Annotated in this window: 15 protein-coding genes; 4 read left to right on the top strand and 11 right to left on the bottom strand. The window is 70.1% G+C overall.

Going from position 1 to position 14,681, the window contains the following annotated elements; translation table 11 throughout:
• The first annotated feature begins 241 nt into the window (after positions 1-241).
• The 3 genes from H5411_RS43545 to H5411_RS43535 all read left to right on the top strand — a co-directional run bounded on the left by H5411_RS43545 (position 242) and on the right by H5411_RS43535 (position 5,138).
• Positions 242-2,839: a type IV secretory system conjugative DNA transfer family protein gene (locus H5411_RS43545; RefSeq protein ID WP_101436264.1), complete on the top strand. Its 2,598-nt coding sequence runs from the start codon at positions 242-244 to the stop codon at positions 2,837-2,839.
• 133 nt (positions 2,840-2,972) lie between these two features.
• Positions 2,973-4,073: a replication-relaxation family protein gene (locus H5411_RS43540; RefSeq protein WP_101440870.1), complete on the top strand. Its 1,101-nt coding sequence runs from the start codon at positions 2,973-2,975 to the stop codon at positions 4,071-4,073.
• 84 nt (positions 4,074-4,157) lie between these two features.
• Positions 4,158-5,138 carry a C40 family peptidase gene (locus H5411_RS43535; RefSeq protein ID WP_101436265.1) on the top strand — a complete coding sequence of 327 codons (981 nt, stop codon included), beginning with the start codon at positions 4,158-4,160 and terminating at the stop codon, positions 5,136-5,138.
• A 77-nt stretch (positions 5,139-5,215) separates the two neighbouring features.
• Here the strand turns inward: H5411_RS43535 and H5411_RS43530 are convergent, their stop codons facing one another.
• From H5411_RS43530 to H5411_RS43520, 3 genes are all read right to left on the bottom strand, one after another.
• Positions 5,216-6,070 (bottom strand): hypothetical protein, encoded by an 855-nt coding sequence (locus H5411_RS43530; RefSeq protein ID WP_101436266.1) that lies wholly within the window; start codon positions 6,068-6,070, stop codon positions 5,216-5,218.
• A gap of 27 nt (positions 6,071-6,097) precedes the next feature.
• A complete protein-coding gene (locus H5411_RS43525) occupies positions 6,098-7,213 on the bottom strand; it encodes a hypothetical protein (RefSeq protein ID WP_233921961.1) in 1,116 nt (371 codons plus the stop codon).
• A gap of 122 nt (positions 7,214-7,335) precedes the next feature.
• Positions 7,336-7,920 (bottom strand): hypothetical protein, encoded by a 585-nt coding sequence (locus H5411_RS43520; protein WP_101436268.1) that lies wholly within the window; start codon positions 7,918-7,920, stop codon positions 7,336-7,338.
• Between the two features lie 306 nt (positions 7,921-8,226).
• On the opposite strand from H5411_RS43520, the gene H5411_RS43515 reads away from it, so the two are divergent.
• Positions 8,227-9,174, top strand: a complete 948-nt coding sequence (locus tag H5411_RS43515) for a hypothetical protein (protein ID WP_101436269.1) — start codon at positions 8,227-8,229, stop codon at positions 9,172-9,174.
• Between the two features lie 291 nt (positions 9,175-9,465).
• On the opposite strand, the gene H5411_RS43510 is transcribed toward H5411_RS43515, so the two are convergent.
• From H5411_RS43510 to H5411_RS43475, 8 genes are read right to left on the bottom strand one after another with little or no spacing between them, the layout of a single operon-like run.
• Entirely contained in the window at positions 9,466-10,728 is a 1,263-nt protein-coding gene (locus tag H5411_RS43510) for a DUF2075 domain-containing protein (RefSeq protein WP_101436270.1), read from the bottom strand.
• A 51-nt stretch (positions 10,729-10,779) separates the two neighbouring features.
• The gene (locus H5411_RS43505; RefSeq protein ID WP_101436271.1) at positions 10,780-11,475 is read right to left on the bottom strand and encodes a hypothetical protein; all 696 of its coding nucleotides are present in this window, start codon (positions 11,473-11,475) and stop codon (positions 10,780-10,782) included.
• Positions 11,472-12,308, bottom strand: a complete 837-nt coding sequence (locus tag H5411_RS43500) for a hypothetical protein (protein ID WP_101436272.1) — start codon at positions 12,306-12,308, stop codon at positions 11,472-11,474. The genes H5411_RS43505 and H5411_RS43500 overlap by 4 nt, the downstream gene beginning before the upstream one ends.
• On the bottom strand, positions 12,305-12,646 hold the full coding sequence (locus tag H5411_RS43495; protein ID WP_101436273.1) for a hypothetical protein: 342 nt from the start codon (positions 12,644-12,646) through the stop codon (positions 12,305-12,307). Before H5411_RS43495 ends, H5411_RS43500 begins: the two co-directional genes overlap by 4 nt.
• A complete protein-coding gene (locus tag H5411_RS43490; protein ID WP_101436274.1) occupies positions 12,643-13,002 on the bottom strand; it encodes a hypothetical protein in 360 nt (119 codons plus the stop codon). Before H5411_RS43490 ends, H5411_RS43495 begins: the two co-directional genes overlap by 4 nt.
• A gap of 37 nt (positions 13,003-13,039) precedes the next feature.
• Positions 13,040-13,855, bottom strand: coding sequence for a hypothetical protein (locus H5411_RS43485; protein ID WP_101436275.1), 816 nt, complete (start codon positions 13,853-13,855; stop codon positions 13,040-13,042).
• Positions 13,852-14,340 carry a hypothetical protein gene (locus H5411_RS43480; RefSeq protein WP_101436276.1) on the bottom strand — a complete coding sequence of 163 codons (489 nt, stop codon included), beginning with the start codon at positions 14,338-14,340 and terminating at the stop codon, positions 13,852-13,854. The genes H5411_RS43485 and H5411_RS43480 overlap by 4 nt, the downstream gene beginning before the upstream one ends.
• Positions 14,341-14,354: 14 nt before the next feature.
• Positions 14,355-14,573 carry a hypothetical protein gene (locus H5411_RS43475; RefSeq protein WP_143271386.1) on the bottom strand — a complete coding sequence of 73 codons (219 nt, stop codon included), beginning with the start codon at positions 14,571-14,573 and terminating at the stop codon, positions 14,355-14,357.
• Between the last annotated feature and the right edge of the window lie 108 nt (positions 14,574-14,681).

The raw sequence follows: 14,681 nt of genomic DNA, 5'->3' as shown, positions 1-14,681 counted from the left end.
ACCGACCCCGCCGAACTCGCCCGGTTCGCCGAACACGATCCGGACGCCACCGACAGCGGTCTCGCCGACGCCTACGTCGACCTCGGGCCCGCCGACTCCCTCGCCATGGACGACGCCCCGGACCCCGACGACACCGGGTTCGACGACGCGGCGCAGGTCGACCTCGACCCCGCGTGACCCGGCCCCGAGCCGATCTCGATTTTCCTTGTCTCGCACGAGTTCCCGGAAGGGAGTACCCGCTATGGCTACGCGCGCTGCGGCATCGCCGGTGACGGCGAACTGGGTAGGTGACTACCTGCGCGACCCGGGCGGCACCACCGGCGATCTGCTCGCCGCCCTGCGCGATTGGGCGCTGGTGTGGGGACCGGTCGCCGTCCCGGCCCTGGCCGTGGCCCTGGCGGGCTGGATCGCCGCCCGGCGCTGGTGGCGCGCTCGCCGTCACACCGCCCTGCAGGTCGATGCTCGCCGGATCACCGTGCTCGCCCCGCCCACCGTGGATCCCGCCGGCGGGGCCGCGGTGTGGTCCAACCTCGTCGGGCTCTTGCGCCCGGCCTGGCGGCGGCTGTGGGCCGGCCAACCGCACCTCGCGATGGAGTACGTGTTCGGCGAGCACGGCGTCACCGTGCAGTTCTGGGTCCCCGGCGTCATCCCGCCGTCCCTGGTCGAGCGGGCGGTCGAGGCCGCCTGGCCCGGGTCGCACACCCGCACCAGCGCCGCCACCTCCCCGTTCCCCGCCCTGGAGACCGGGCGGCGGCGGATCACCGTCGGCGGGCAACTGCGCCTCGCCCGCTCCGAAGCACTGCCCATCCGTACGGCGTTTGACGCCGATCCGATCCGCGGGCTCCTGGGCGCCCCGGTCGGGCTCGGCCGCGACGAGCACGCCTGCGTGCAGATCCTCGCCCGCCCGGTCACCGGCCGCCGCGTCGCCCAGGCCCGCCGCGCCGCCCGCCGAGTGCACCAGGGCTCGTCGGGTCGCCTCGGCGGCCGGATCCTCGACGCGATCACGCCGGGCGCGAAGGCCACCCGCGGCGGCCGGACCTCGGACTCGCGGCGCATCAGCCAGGACCCGCAGCTGTCGCTGGAATATTCCGCCCAGAACAAGGCCATCGTGGGCAAACAGCGCGGCTCCCAGTACGAGACCGTGATCCGCTACGCCGTCGCCGCCGACCTGCCTGCCGAGGCCACCGACGAGCTGGCGCGCCAGGCCCGCGACACCGCGCGCGGGCGGGCGCACGCGCTGGCCGCCGCGTTCGCCGCCTACACCGAGCACAACCACTACACCCGCACCCGCCTGCGCCACCCCGCGCACGCGCTCGCCGAACGGCGCCTCGACCGCGGTGACCTGCTGTCGGTGCCGGAGCTGGCGGCGCTCGCGCACCTGCCCACCGACGCCGAGATCCCCGGTGTCGAACGGGCGGGCGCCAAGGCCGTCGCCCCGCCGCCCGGGGTCGCCACACCGGGGCCGGAGGTCAAACCGCTGGGGCAGTCCGATACCGGGCACGCCCGTCCGGTCGGGCTGCGGGTCGCCGACGCACGCCACCACCTCCACGTGCTCGGCGCCACCGGCAGCGGGAAGTCGACCTTGCTGGGCAACATGATCCTCGACGACGCGGACAACCATCGCGGTGTCGTCCTGATCGACCCGAAGGGCGACTTGGTCACCGACGTCCTCAACCGCCTGCCGCGCTCGGCAGCGGAGCGAGTGGTGCTCTTCGACGCCGACTCCCTGCACCGCCCACCCATCCTCAACCCGTTGGAGGGCGGGGAAACCGACCGCGAAGTCGACAACCTCGTGTCGGTGTTCCGCCGGGTGTATTCCGCGTTCTGGGGGCCGCGCACCGACGACCTGATGCGCGCCGCCTGCCTCACCCTGCGCGCCCAGGAAGGCGTGCCCACCCTGGCCGATCTACCGAAACTCCTGGCCAGTGAAGCGTTCCGGTCCCGCATCACCGCCGGGCTCACCGATCCGGTGCTGACCGGATTCTGGGAGTGGTACGACGACCTCACCGACAGCTCCCGCAGCCAAGTGATCTCGCCGCTGATGAACAAGCTGCGGGCGTTTCTGTTGCGGCCCTTCGTGAAAGAGGCCATCGCCGGAGGACGCTCCACTGTGGACATGGCCGAGGTGCTCGACGAGGGCGGGATCTGCCTGGTGCGTATCCCGAAAGGCTCGCTCGGTGAGGAGACCACGCGGCTGGTCGGGTCGCTGGTGGTGGCCCGCACGTGGCAGGCGACCACCGCCCGTGCCCGCGTTCCGCAGCGCCTGCGCCCGGACGCGAGCCTCGTGGTCGATGAATGCCACAACTTTCTGAATCTTCCCTATCCGCTGGAAGACATGCTCGCCGAAGCGCGCGGATTTCGTGTCTCGATGACCTTGGCCCACCAGCACCTCGGGCAGCTCTCCCGCGAATTGAAGGAAGGCATCTCCACCAACGCCCGTAGCAAAGTCTTCTTCTCCGCCAGCCCCGAAGACGCCCGCGAACTCGCCCGGCACACCGCGCCCCGGCTGTCCGATCACGACCTGTCCCACCTCGGCGTCTACCACACGGCGACGCGGCTAGTGGTGCGCGGCGAGGAGACCGAGCCCTTCACCATGACCACCACGCCTTTGCCCGACCCCATTCCCGGGCGGGCACGCGAAATCCGTGCCGTACTCCGCGCCCAGCGCCGAGCGCACGGCACCGCGACCAGCGACGGCGCCACGACCACCCGCGCCAGTACTCCCGCCACCGCGACCAAGACGCGGTCCGGGCCGACCGGGCGGCGGGTTCCGCCGACCGGTCGGCGGGTTCCGCCGACCCGGCCGCCCAAGACCGACCCGCGCCGCACCCGCCCCTAACTCCCGCACGCGGCGACTTCGCCGCACCCACAAAAGAAATAGCCACCGCCATCGGCCACGCCCGGGGCTCAGTTCGGGCTGCCCACAGCACTTGTCCACACCCTGTTCACAACTCCGCGAAGGAGCGCTCGTGATCACCACCACCACCCGTCGTCAGCACACCTTGCGCGGCCACCTACCAGGCCGCCACACCGCCCGCGCCGCCAGCTCGGTCGAACACCAGGCCATGCTCGCCTCGCGCCTGACCACCCGGGACAAATGGCTCCTCGCCCTGCTGCACGAGCACCGAGTCCTGACCACCAGCCAAATCCAGGACGCCGCCTTCCCGTCGGGCCGCTCGGCGCGCCAGCGGCTGCGCGATCTCTACCTCTGGCGCGCTGTGTCGCGTTTCCAGCCGTTTCAGCAACTCGGCTCCGCCCCCATGCACTACGTCCTCGGCCCGGCCGGGGCCGCTGTGCTCGCCGCCGAACACGGCCTGGAAGTCAAAGAACTCGGCTACCGGCACGACCGCGCCATGGGTATCGCCCATAACCAGCGGCTCGCGCACACCGTCGGCGTGAACGACTTCTTCACTTCACTGATCGCCCGCACCCGCCACACCCCGGCGGCCCGCGCGGAGGCAGTAGTGGCGTGGTGGTCGGAATCCCGCTGTGCGAGGCATTTCGGCGACCTCGTCATCCCCGATGGCTACGGCCGCTGGCGCACCCGCGTCGGCACCGCCGCCCGGGAGGTGGAGTGGTTCCTCGAGTTCGACACCGGAACCGAGTCCCTGACCAAGGTCGGCCGGAAGCTGGCCGGATACGCGCGGCTGGCCGAGTCCACGGGCATCGCCACGCCGGTGCTGGTGTGGCTGCCCACCACCCGCCGCGAAGCCGGGGCCCGCACCGCCCTCGCGCGTGTGCACGCCGACCTCGACGACCCCCGCGCAGTGCCGGTGGCCACCGCGGCGGCCGACCTGCTCGATCCCACCGCGCCGCATCCGAGCCCGGCTGAGGCGGTGTGGCTGCCGCTGACCTCGGCGCGTGTCGACCGCGCCGGCCCGCGGTACAGCCTCGCCGACCTCGCCGACGCCTGGCCCGGCCTGGCGCCGCCGGCCGGGCTCGCCACCGAGGACGGCGACGGCGAGGTCGGCGAGGTCGGCGATGTCGCCGCGGCCTCGCCGTATCGGCTGCCGCCGCCGAGTTCGGTTCCGCCGCCGGCCACGCCGAACCGTGTCGCTCGCGGCGAGCACTGACACAAGGCGCCCTGCCTCAACCCCGCGGCAATTCGGTCCCCGGCCGGTCTCTTAGCGCACCACGGAAAGGAGAGCGATCCAACTATGGGAAGCAAAATCGCGGTCTGCGTCGCCGCCTTGGTCCTCGCCATTCCACTGCTCATCGGCGCCGGGATCGCCGGGATCATCAGCACGCTCTTCGGCAGCAGCGGGTCGTCGGGTTCGCTGACCTGCACGCCCGACGGTGCGCCTACCGGCACGGTGCCGGGCTTGACCGCCGAGCAGATGGGCAACGCGGCCACCATCGTCGCGGTCGGCAAGCAGATGGGTGTGCCCGAGCCGGGCTGGGTCGTCGCTATCGCCGCCGCGATGCAGGAATCCAAGCTGCAGAACCTGCCCTACGGCGACAGGGATTCCCTCGGACTCTTCCAGCAGCGGCCCTCGATGGGCTGGGGCACCCCGCAACAGGTCACCACACCAACCTACGCGGCAACGAAATTCTTCGAACACCTCACGGCCACACCGAACTGGCAGAAGATGAGTGTCAACGACGCCGCGCAGACGGTCCAGGGTTCGGGGTTTCCGAATGCCTATGCTCAGCACGAAGAGAAGGCGCGCGCGATTGTCGCCGCCGTGTCCGGCGTGCGCTGTCAACCGGCACCCGCGACGACCGGAACCGGTGATTGCAACAATATCCAGGCCGCGACCGCCGCCGCGATGACCGCGATCAATTACGCGTGCGGACAGAGGGGGCTGCCATATGTGTGGGGCGGTAACGGCCCGCAGAATGGGGACAACGGATTCGACTGCTCGGGGCTGACCAAGGCCGCCTACGAGGCGGCCGGGATTTCGCTTCCGCGTACAGCTGACGCCCAGTACAGTGCCGGGAATCGCGTGCCCGACGGGCAACCCCTCCTACCGGGCGACCTCGTCTACTACGGCCCGACCTCGAACATCCGACACGTGGGACTCTATATAGGAAACGGAAAAATGCTGAACGCCCCCGACTTTGGCCAATCCGTACAAATCGACAACTACCGCTACCCCGGAGACGATTACGCGGGCGCCACCCGACCCGCGCACTAATCAATCGAATATTTACGCAATATTGCGCGAGTAAACAACAACCATACAGTGACCGCGCCCGGTACGCCGTGTGCGGATCACGGTTGATAGACCGGGAGAATGGCTGCGGGTGACGTTGCCTCCGATGACGACAAGGCTGGCCGCCAATCGCGTGCGCTGGATTGGTCGGCGAACAGGCCGACGACGCGTGGGTCGCCGTCCCGGTCACACCCGCTCGGATCGAGGCGTACCACCCAACCTCGCACCCGATCAGCACCAGGAGTCTCCTCGGATGCGGTTGCGAGGGCCGCGTCCGGGGCGGGTGTGATGAGTTCGCACACGTGGGTTCCGTGCACGTTGGTCAGGTCCAGGGTGCGGGTGATGTCGTGCCAGAACAGGGCGCCGTCCAGCGCGCTGTCGAACGGCCCGTAGCAGACCGGGCCGTTCGAGGTGTCGAGCAGGACGATGGACGGAACCGGGGTGTCCGTGGTTGTGGCGGGTGCGCTGCTGGTGCCGAGAGTGCTGGCACGGACTGGCAGAAGGCAGCACTCGACCGAGCGGCCCTCGCGCGGCGTTGACGCGTCGGTCAGCCATTGGTGCGCCTGATCGCGGTCGAACGGTCCCACTGCGAAGGCGGCGCGTGGTTCGGTCGGCACCACGACCAACGCGATGACGCACTCGTCGTGCGCGGTGGCCTCCGGGGTTTCGTTCGTCAGGACCGCCATGACCTCGTCGGGCAGCGGGAACACCTCGCCCCGGGTCGTGTTGTGTGTCAGCACCGGTTCCGCGTCGGGCGGGAACAGGGCCACGGTTCGGGTCGCGGTGACGTCCGGATCGTTGATACCGCGCCAATCCGCGCATAATCGCGCGTCCGCGCGGGTGCCGAAGACACCGTGCGCGACGACACCGTCCAGCAGGGAAACGGCCAAGGCGACAAACGAGTCCCGTGTCATATCGGGTGGTTCCTTTCCTGTCGATTGTTATCGGCGCAACACGTTCACCCGGTCACCGCCGAGCAGCGGCGCGTCCTCCGGGCCCGCGAGATGAGGTTCAATCCAAATAGGACGGTGGTCGTTACGGCTGGCGTACCACTGATTGCGCCAATGCCCTCGCACGACCCAGCGGTGCCGGTACTCGCGAGTCGATGTGGTGGTGTCGCTGTGGTCGGACGGTTCGGTGCGAGCGCGACGCAGGTCGATGTAGCGGACGGTCGGGTCGACATCGGGAGTGTCACGGGCCATGCGACGACGCGCTCCGCGCGGCGCGGTGATGTCCTCGGACCGGACGATGGTCTGCCCCATCAACAGCCACGTGGCCAGGATCGTGCGGTCCAATGTCAGACTGGCTTCCGCGAGCTGTCGCGCCTCGTCGCCCAATGTCGCCGCAGTGACCTCACCGGGCCAGCCATCCATGTCGGTGTATTCCATCGGGGTCAGCCCTTGCCAGTCGTAGCCATGCGGCGGGGTGAACGACGGTGGAACCGGGGCGCGACGCAGGTTGGGCAGCAAACCGGACGCGAAGAAGTCGAACCCTTCCTCGGGCGTCGGCGGGGCGTCGGGATGCGGCTCCGGTCGCGTCGCCGCACGTTCACCGCACCGGATCGCCTCGTCGCGTGGCAGCGTCGCCAGGAACCGTCCAAGACGGGCGACGTCATTGGCGGCGGGGCGTTGCCATCGGTGGACCCACAGGCCGCCGCGTCCCGGCCCCCAGGACACGATGCTGACGCCGTCGTGGTGATCGGCCGGGTTGGCCACGGGCGGCTCGGCGTAAACCATCATGCCGACCGGGGCGGGCAGGTCCTCGGGGTGCAACCGGTAGTCGGTCAGCGTGGTGGCGGCGGTGCGGGCGAGTTCGGTCATGTCGCTGGAGACGTAGAACAGTTCGGCGACCGGGAACTGGGCGGCCAGTGTGCCCGCGATGGTGGCGGCCACGTCGTCGGAGCGGCCGAACACCCGCGATTCGGTGGCCTTGTCCGGTTGCGGGCCGAGGAAGAACTGCAACCAGTTCGCCGCCCCGTCGGGCCCGGGATCTCGTGTCCACGCCGTCATGCGCGCGCGGATCTCGGGTACGTCTCGTGCTGTCACGGAAATAGGCATGGCGAAGCCCCTTTCGGAATAGGAAAGAACGCCAGAAAAGGCAGAGGATTAGCGCGTCCCCGTGCGGCTGATGTCGGCGTGACGGATAGGGCCGGAGCAGCTGTCCGGTGAATTCAGAGGTGTTACCGAGGTGCGGTGATCGCGTCCAGGGCGCGTTCGATGTGGCTAGGCATCCTCGTGGGGGCGCCAGGATGGTCAGAAAGGTAGGCCAGCATTTCCGGGGCCGGATGTGGCGGGGCGTCGCCCGCGAGAACGGTCAGGGCGGGGCCGTGGCGATGGTGCAAGTCGGCTGCCAGCGGCGCGGCGATAGGCAACCACACGTCACGGATCTCGTAGCGGCCCTCGGAGTCCGGGTGGATGGTCCGGGGCTCAGAGTCCAGGGACAGCCCCCAGGGATCGTCGTAGATCTCCAGGGTGTCGCCGTGCCACTCGAAACGGACCTGGGCGTTGCCGTAGAACGATTCCAGGTAGACACCGATCCATTGGGCGACCGATCGGCGGCAGCGCAGCCCGATGTCACCGAGGGAGCCCTGCCCCTCCAAATCCGGAAACTTTTCCAGGCTTTCGATTTCTAGCGATGGTGTTTCGCCATCGGCGATGATGCCGGGGAAGGCAGGTTTGTAGGGCAACGCGACCAGTACCTCACCGCGTACGAACGGGGGCGGGCCGAGGCCGGTGGAGCCGCGGTGCGTGGAGCGTGGGTCCATAGCGGACACGTCCTTCTCGAAATCCGATGGTGCGGGTTCGTGCTATGACGGGTCCATGGACGCTCCGTGCACGCCCAAATGTCAAGCCACATATACGTTTTCACCGACCTAGCCGTATCGCGACGTCCGGCACAGAGGTGTGTCCACACGAGACACATGTCTTGTTTGACGAATCGCTTGACATGGAGGCGGTGACGAAGCGTTCCATAGTCGTGTAGCCCGAACAACCGGATGCGCACCGGCGGGCCAACGCCCCGGCCGGGGCATGACCATCCCATTCCGCACCAAAAACACAGGGAGTTCGTCATGTCCCGTAAGAACCGCAAAACCCGCACCGCAAACGCCGCAACCACCGCCGCTACCGACGACCGCCACCTGCACGCCGTGGCCGACGACCTCGGCCAGCAGAACGCACCGACCACAGAGGACAAAGTGCGGGCAGCGCTGACCGACAATCCTGGCTCCACGACCGCCAAACTGGCGATGGCGGGCGGAGTCGGCCGTTCGACCGCCGCGAAGATCCTGGCCCGCTGGGACCGCGACGGCACCGCGATCCGCACCGCAGGCGACGGTCCGCGCAACCCCGACACCTGGACACTCGCACCGTCAACCAGCGACACCGCCGCACCCGACATCGACGAGGCACAGACGGACACGACGGCGCCGCCCAGCACCGACCAGCCGACCGACGACACCGACATCGACGGCACGGTCGAGGACCCGGGCGCGACCGAGGCCGCCACCGACGCTGACGGCTCCACTGCCGAGGACACCACTGCGGCGGTGCCGGGGCCAGAGGCCGGATCGGATGCCGACGACACCAACGTCGCCGCCGACACCACGCCTGCCCCGCCCACCGACGGCGACGGCACTATCCCTCCGCCTGACACGGCACAGGTGGATCCGGTGGATGGCGCGGCCGAGCCCGAGCCGTCTTCGGCAGCAGCTCCGGTGGTCTCCGAATCCGCCGACACGGCCGCCACGGACAAGGACCGACTGCCCAAGGGCGGGCTGCGGGCCTTGGTGGAGGAGTACCTGACCGAGCACCCGGGCGAGACCTTTGGGCCTGCCAAGATCGGCAAGGAACTCGGCCGCTCAGGTGGCGCGGTCAACAACGCCTTGGAGAAGCTCGTCACCGACGGGTACGCGATCAAAACCTGCGAGGCACCGAAACGGTTCGCCATCAACCCGGACAAGACCGACGTCCCGGAGACGACCGACGGCTCCGGGGAACCCGCCGCCCCGGACGCCTGACAGCCGCCGCCTACCCGCGCGGGGCCGTCGCCATTCACTTCCGATGGCACGGCCCTGCGCGCGGGCGGGTTCGTGCGAACACCGGTCCCGCATCGTCGACGGGCGTTTGGACCATCACCGCCGTCCCGGACGACGACGGCACCACCTCCTCCGCCACCACCCCGACCGCCTGAACCTGTTCCCCACGTCACCGTGCCCCGGCCGCCCACTGATTGGCCGGGGCACGGTGACGTTCCGTCGCTGCCCTGTCGGCGACGAGAAGCCACGCCGGAAGCCCCCGACGCGGGCGGCCTATTGGGTTATGTGTTCGATGATGTCGCGCAGGAGGGCGCGGGTTTCGGGGTCGGTGGAGTACAGGATGGTGCCCGCGCGGGCTCGGGTGAGCAGCACGCGGTAGGTGCGGCGCGCCCACAGGTCGAAGTCGGCCGCTGAGGCGCGGGTGAGGGCGTCGTCCCGGGTGGCGGCGGTGTCGGTGACCCAGCGGCCGTCCCGCCAGAGCAGGTCGGGGCCGAGGATGACGCCGCCGTAGTCGTACTCGAAGCCTTGCGCGGTGTAGATGCAGCCGACCTGGCCGGCACCGGCAGGTTCGATCGCCCAGAGCGGCGAGGGCGGCAGCCCGTTGACCGCGCGGTTGCCTTTCACGCTCCACGGGCGGTGCCAGTCGCCGATCACGATGTCCTCGACCAGCGGATTTCCTGGCCTCGCTTCGCTCCATGGCCAGCAGTACCCGGCCGTCATCCGGGTGCTCGCACCGAGCTCGGCCTTCGCGCGCAGCAGCTGCTCCAGCTCGTGGGGGCTCTCGGCCACCCGCAGCTCGAACCCCGCCCCCGGTCCGGTCGCCGCATTCCACGGGGCAGGAGGGAGCGGTGCGTCGTCGAGGCCGAGCAGGCGACGGACCCAGCCCTCGTAGCATGGGCTCCGGTGGCGGTGCTGGCTCGCCAGCTGGGCAGTGTGCACGGCGGCACCGGAGGCTCGTACGGCCGTCTCGATGTGGGCGTGGGTGCCGATCTGCCCGGGACGGACTGCCTGGTCCTCGTCGAGCAGGAACACCACGACCCGGGCGGCGTCGAGCAGCTCCGCGGCTTGGGTGCGGTCGCTGCGGCGCGAGGCCGGGGTGTAGCGGGTGTTCGAGGTCGCGCGCAGCTGGTGCGCGTCGTCGCACACCAGCAGATCCAGGCCGCCCAGCTCGGTGTCGGCGGCGGCGGTGCCGAAGTACTGGAACAGCTGCTGGGTCTGGCGTGAGCCGTGTCCGGCGGTCTTGCGCAGCGCGGTGGTGAACGCCTGCGAGCCGGTGGCGTGGCGAGCCCGGTAGCCGGCGCGCAGGGCCTCGCCGAGCAGGGTCAGCGCGAGGGCGCTCTTGCCCGAGCCCGCGGCGCCGGTGACCACGACGGCCGCCTGACCGTCATCATCGGCGGCGAGGAGCCGGTGAACGTGGCCGAGGACGGCCTGCTGATCCTCGGACAAGGTGAACGCATCGGAGTGTGTGAGCGAGCGGGCCGCGACGTCGAACAGCGAGGGCGCCGCTGAGCGCGAGGGTGATCCGGCGGTCGGCATGAGTACGTTCCCTCCTCGCTGTGAGACCACGGGGGTCAGGGCACCAGGGTCTCAGGACTCGACGGTGATGGTGCCTGGCGCTTCGCCCCGGGCGAGCAACGTTGGGGCGGAGTGGTCGGCGACTACGTGCAGGATCAGGATGAAGCGGTGCTCGTGGCCACGGTGCCAGTTGTGGTGGTCGGCCAGCCGCCGGAGGTCGTCGAGCACCCGCTGGTCGTCGATGTCGGGTTCCCACCGTTCGGCGGGCTCGCTCAGGCCGTAGAGGTTCAGCTGGATTCCCCGCGACGCGGGCCGGGCGACGGTGGCGCACCGCACGGCCCGCCACGCCGGGTCCGAGTGGGCGCGCAGCAGCGTGGTGACCTCGGCGGTCAGCCAGATCGCCAGCTGCGGTAGCTCGAGCGCGGCGGTGTCGTCGTATCGTTCGCCGAACACCGTGCCCGTGGGGTGCTCCCGCACGGCCTGCCCCAGCACGGTGCCCGCGACGCGGCCCAGGACGCGCGCCGTGGTGGCCAGGGTGCAGCCGGAGGTGGCGTCGTACCAGTCGTGGGCGGGCACCTCGGCCAGCACGGCCCAGCTGCTGTGATTGGCGGTGAGGCGTTCGGTGACCGCGCGGGAACGGGTCGCCGAGTGCAAGTTGCGTACTACGCGGACGCGCAGCATGTCGGGGCCGTGGTGGTAAATGCGTTCGAGCAGGTGGTATTCGCCGTTGGTGGCGACCCGCTCGTTAACCAAGCGGGGCGCGGTCACGCTGGACTCCCCGACCGGGCTCGGCGCCCGTCCTCCGGCGCCGTCTCGGGTGGGTGCACGCCCCCCTCGGATTTCACCGAGACTGCCTGGAAGGTCCACTCGTCCCCGTCGATCCGATAGTTTCCGTCCGCGTCGGGGTCGATGCGCCAGGGCAGGTAACCGTCGAGGGACCGCAGGTGCTGGTGAACGTGGACGAGGGTGTCGCCGTCGAAGTACACCAGCGGGTGGTCGTCGGGGACCTTGTGGTGGTTCGTCGTACACCACGCCGCCACGGCCTCGGCGATGTCCGGCCGGAACACCGGGACCCACGGCGCTGCTGGCTTGGTGTCGATCCGGGCAGGAAACCCACTCACGGGCAGGTTGTCGGGATCGCAGGTGACCACGGTTTCACCGGGGCGCGGGAAGTGCCGCTCGGCGTCGCGCAGTACTTCGAGCTGGCGGTAGAACCGGGCGCGGGTGCGGGTCGGGGCGGACAGGAACCAGCGGCCCAGCTCGCCCAACGGGTAGCGGCCATCCTCGCCCAGGGCGATCTCGTGGCGCTGGTGGTCGGCGTCCCCGGTGAAAACCACGAGGAGGTCGTCCTCGAAGCGGGCCAGCGGGTACCAGTCCGGGTCGACCGGGTAGACCACGTTGAGCCATTCGCACACCGCCTCGGCGACCTCGCGGCGTAACCGGGGCCGCACCCACAGGCCATGGTGGCGGCGGGGTTCGACGACGGCGGGGAAGCTGACCTGGTGCGGCTCGGCGTGGGCGGCGGGCACGAGTTCGATCCAATGCTCGCCGGCGGCGAGGTCGGTGCCCGCGGACGGGTCCTGGGTGGTGGGCGTGTTCATCGGGAATCTCCTTCGGTGGTGGTGGCGTGGTTGCCGGGGCGGGTCCAGCGGTGCGCGACCGGATCCCAGGTGGCCGTGGTCAGGAGGCGGTTGAGGTCGGGCAGGCCGGGGCCGAGCATCCAGCCGAACTCCAGGCACTCGGCTTCCCCAGGCCAGCGTCCGGTCCAGATGTCCTGGGGGCAGCGGCACGACGTGGCGTGGCCGAGGCGCTGCAGCCCGGTGGCGAGGCAGCGGGCCACATCGCAGCCCTCGATGTGGGCCTGGCCGATCCCGACGTGGCAGTCCGGGCAGGCCGATTCCAGCGGCGTGGCGTCGGTGTCGGTGGGGCGGGTGGTCATGCCGACCTCCTGGTCGTGTCGTGACGGTCTCCGAGGAACTCGGTCCACTCCTGGGTTTCGTAGCTGACGTAGGTGTTGTGCAGTCGTACGTCGCCTGCGAGGAGTTGGCGGTGCGCGAGCACCAGTCCGGCTCCGGCGGTGATGCTCTCGGCGAGACGCAGGTGCATACGTGCCCAGTCGAAGCAGCGTCGGTACTCGTCCTGGTCGACGGCGCGGCTGCTCAGCGTCGGGTAGATCTCGCGGGCGCGGGCGAACAGGGCCTCGGCGGCGGCGCAGTGCTCGGCGGCGCTACGTGGCTCTGCCGTCCCCGTCTCGTCTGCGGCGGGCGGCGTGGCGGGTGCGGTGTTCGGCGGCATGGTGTCCTCTCTGGTGGTTGTGGGCTGGAGTTTGGGGTCAGTAGGCGGTGAGCACCGCGCGGGCGCGGGCGTCGGCCAGAACCGGGTGCGTGGTGTGGCGGTTGTCGTCGGCGATGTGTGCGCGCACATCGAAACGGGGCGGGCCGCCGGAGGGGTCGGTCCAGCCGTAGAGGGCGGGCAGCATCGCGAGCGCGTGCGCGGTGGCCTCGGCGGCGGGATCGCCGTCGCGGTAGCCGAACACTTCGAACTCCAGCTCCACCGCCGACTCATCGGCGGCGATCGCGTAGCGCAGGTGCGGTGACAGCTGGGCCCGCAGCTCGTCGAGGGCGTCGGGAGCACCAGGTCCCGGCGGCCCGGTGAGGTCGGCCAAGATCCGCAGCCCGAGCTGGTACAGGTCGTGGCGGTGCGTGTCGCCGAGCAGCGGGCCGTAGCGGCGGGCGGTGGTGTCGGCGGCGTCGATCCCGGTGTAGCCACACGTGTCGCGCCCGTGCGGGAACACCAGCGGATTTTCCTCCGGTCCGGGTGGGATGTACTCGCCCGCGCGCATCGACCAGCGGTCTCCCCGAATCGCGGTCCACACCACGCCTGTGTCGAAGGCGTGGACGTAGTCGGTGCCGTGGCTGGTGGGCCAGGGCCACGGCCACTCGCGCCCTGGATGGGTGACCTCGCCTGCCTTGTCGATTTCGGCGGCGTGCAGGAAGAAGTCGACGAGGGTGGTGAACCCGCCCTCCGACCGGGCCTGCTCGATCTCGTCGAGGCCGTTGCAGGCACAGCTGTTGAGGTGGGCCGACCCGAGCCATTCGGCGTCCGGGCCGCGCCCGAGGTAGAAGTCGTGTGTCGTCGATGTGCTCATCGGGCGTCACCGCCGAGGGTGGGCATGTCGGCGGGTTTCTCGCGCATCAGCGGCATCGGTACCGACGGCGGGGCGGCGGGATCACGCAGCCACGTGTCGATGTCGGGCGGGCCGAGCGGATCGTCGCCTTCGGGGAATCGCGGGTCGTGCGGATCGATGCGGTGCCAGCGGACCCCGCCGCCCACGGTGACGAACACCGCCACGTCTTCGGGATCGAAGGTGATGATCCAGCTGCTGTTGTGGCTGCTGAACCACAACCAGGGCCAGCCGAGTTCAGGCTGGTAGCCCTGGCCGAGGCGTTCGTCCTCCCACACGACGAGGGCATCGGCGACCGCCGCGCGGAAGGTGTCCTCGTCCGTCGCGGTCAAGGCCAGCAGCACGGGCGGGACGGCGAGAAAGTTGTCGGGGTAGCACTCCCCGCGCAGGGAGCCGATCCACTCGGCGTGCTCGCCACGCCCGAAGTAGAAGTCGGTGTAGCTCGACATGAGCTGTCACTCCTTTACCGTGATGGCACGTAGGGCTTCCGGCTGGTTGGTGCCGGGACGCAGGCGTAGGGATCGGGCGGCGAATACGGCGGGGGTTCGTTGTGGTCAGCCGTGTCCTGATCGCGCTCGGCAGCGCGGCCGAGGATGTAGGCCAGCACGATCACCGGGGTCCATGGTCCCGGCAACATGACGGCGAGCACGGTCCACAGGAGCCGTTTCTTCCTGTCCTGCATGGGTTTCTCCTCGAATGCGGCGGGACGGAGCCCTGTCCGGGCGACTTGGTCAAGGGCGTCTCCACAGGTGCCCGGGATCGGTCACGGGGCACGCCGGGAGTGCGTTGT

Origin of the sequence: Amycolatopsis echigonensis (assembly GCF_014174495.1) — a bacterium.
Classification (GTDB): Bacteria; Actinomycetota; Actinomycetes; order Mycobacteriales; family Pseudonocardiaceae; genus Amycolatopsis; species Amycolatopsis echigonensis.
Note: the sequence above shows the minus strand (reverse complement) of the source record. Positions and strands in the feature narration are given on the sequence as shown.

Coding starts and splice junctions, on each gene's coding strand:
- H5411_RS43545 (WP_101436264.1), top strand. CDS start 242: ATGGCTACGCGCGCTGCGGCATCGCCGGTGACGGCGAACTGGGTAGGT.
- H5411_RS43535 (WP_101436265.1), top strand. CDS start 4,158: ATGGGAAGCAAAATCGCGGTCTGCGTCGCCGCCTTGGTCCTCGCCATT.
- H5411_RS43530 (WP_101436266.1), bottom strand. CDS start 6,070: ATGACACGGGACTCGTTTGTCGCCTTGGCCGTTTCCCTGCTGGACGGT.
- H5411_RS43525 (WP_233921961.1), bottom strand. CDS start 7,213: ATGCCTATTTCCGTGACAGCACGAGACGTACCCGAGATCCGCGCGCGC.
- H5411_RS43520 (WP_101436268.1), bottom strand. CDS start 7,920: ATGGACCCACGCTCCACGCACCGCGGCTCCACCGGCCTCGGCCCGCCC.
- H5411_RS43515 (WP_101436269.1), top strand. CDS start 8,227: ATGTCCCGTAAGAACCGCAAAACCCGCACCGCAAACGCCGCAACCACC.
- H5411_RS43510 (WP_101436270.1), bottom strand. CDS start 10,728: ATGCCGACCGCCGGATCACCCTCGCGCTCAGCGGCGCCCTCGCTGTTC.
- H5411_RS43500 (WP_101436272.1), bottom strand. CDS start 12,308: ATGAACACGCCCACCACCCAGGACCCGTCCGCGGGCACCGACCTCGCC.
- H5411_RS43495 (WP_101436273.1), bottom strand. CDS start 12,646: ATGACCACCCGCCCCACCGACACCGACGCCACGCCGCTGGAATCGGCC.
- H5411_RS43490 (WP_101436274.1), bottom strand. CDS start 13,002: ATGCCGCCGAACACCGCACCCGCCACGCCGCCCGCCGCAGACGAGACG.
- H5411_RS43485 (WP_101436275.1), bottom strand. CDS start 13,855: ATGAGCACATCGACGACACACGACTTCTACCTCGGGCGCGGCCCGGAC.
- H5411_RS43480 (WP_101436276.1), bottom strand. CDS start 14,340: ATGTCGAGCTACACCGACTTCTACTTCGGGCGTGGCGAGCACGCCGAG.
- H5411_RS43475 (WP_143271386.1), bottom strand. CDS start 14,573: ATGCAGGACAGGAAGAAACGGCTCCTGTGGACCGTGCTCGCCGTCATG.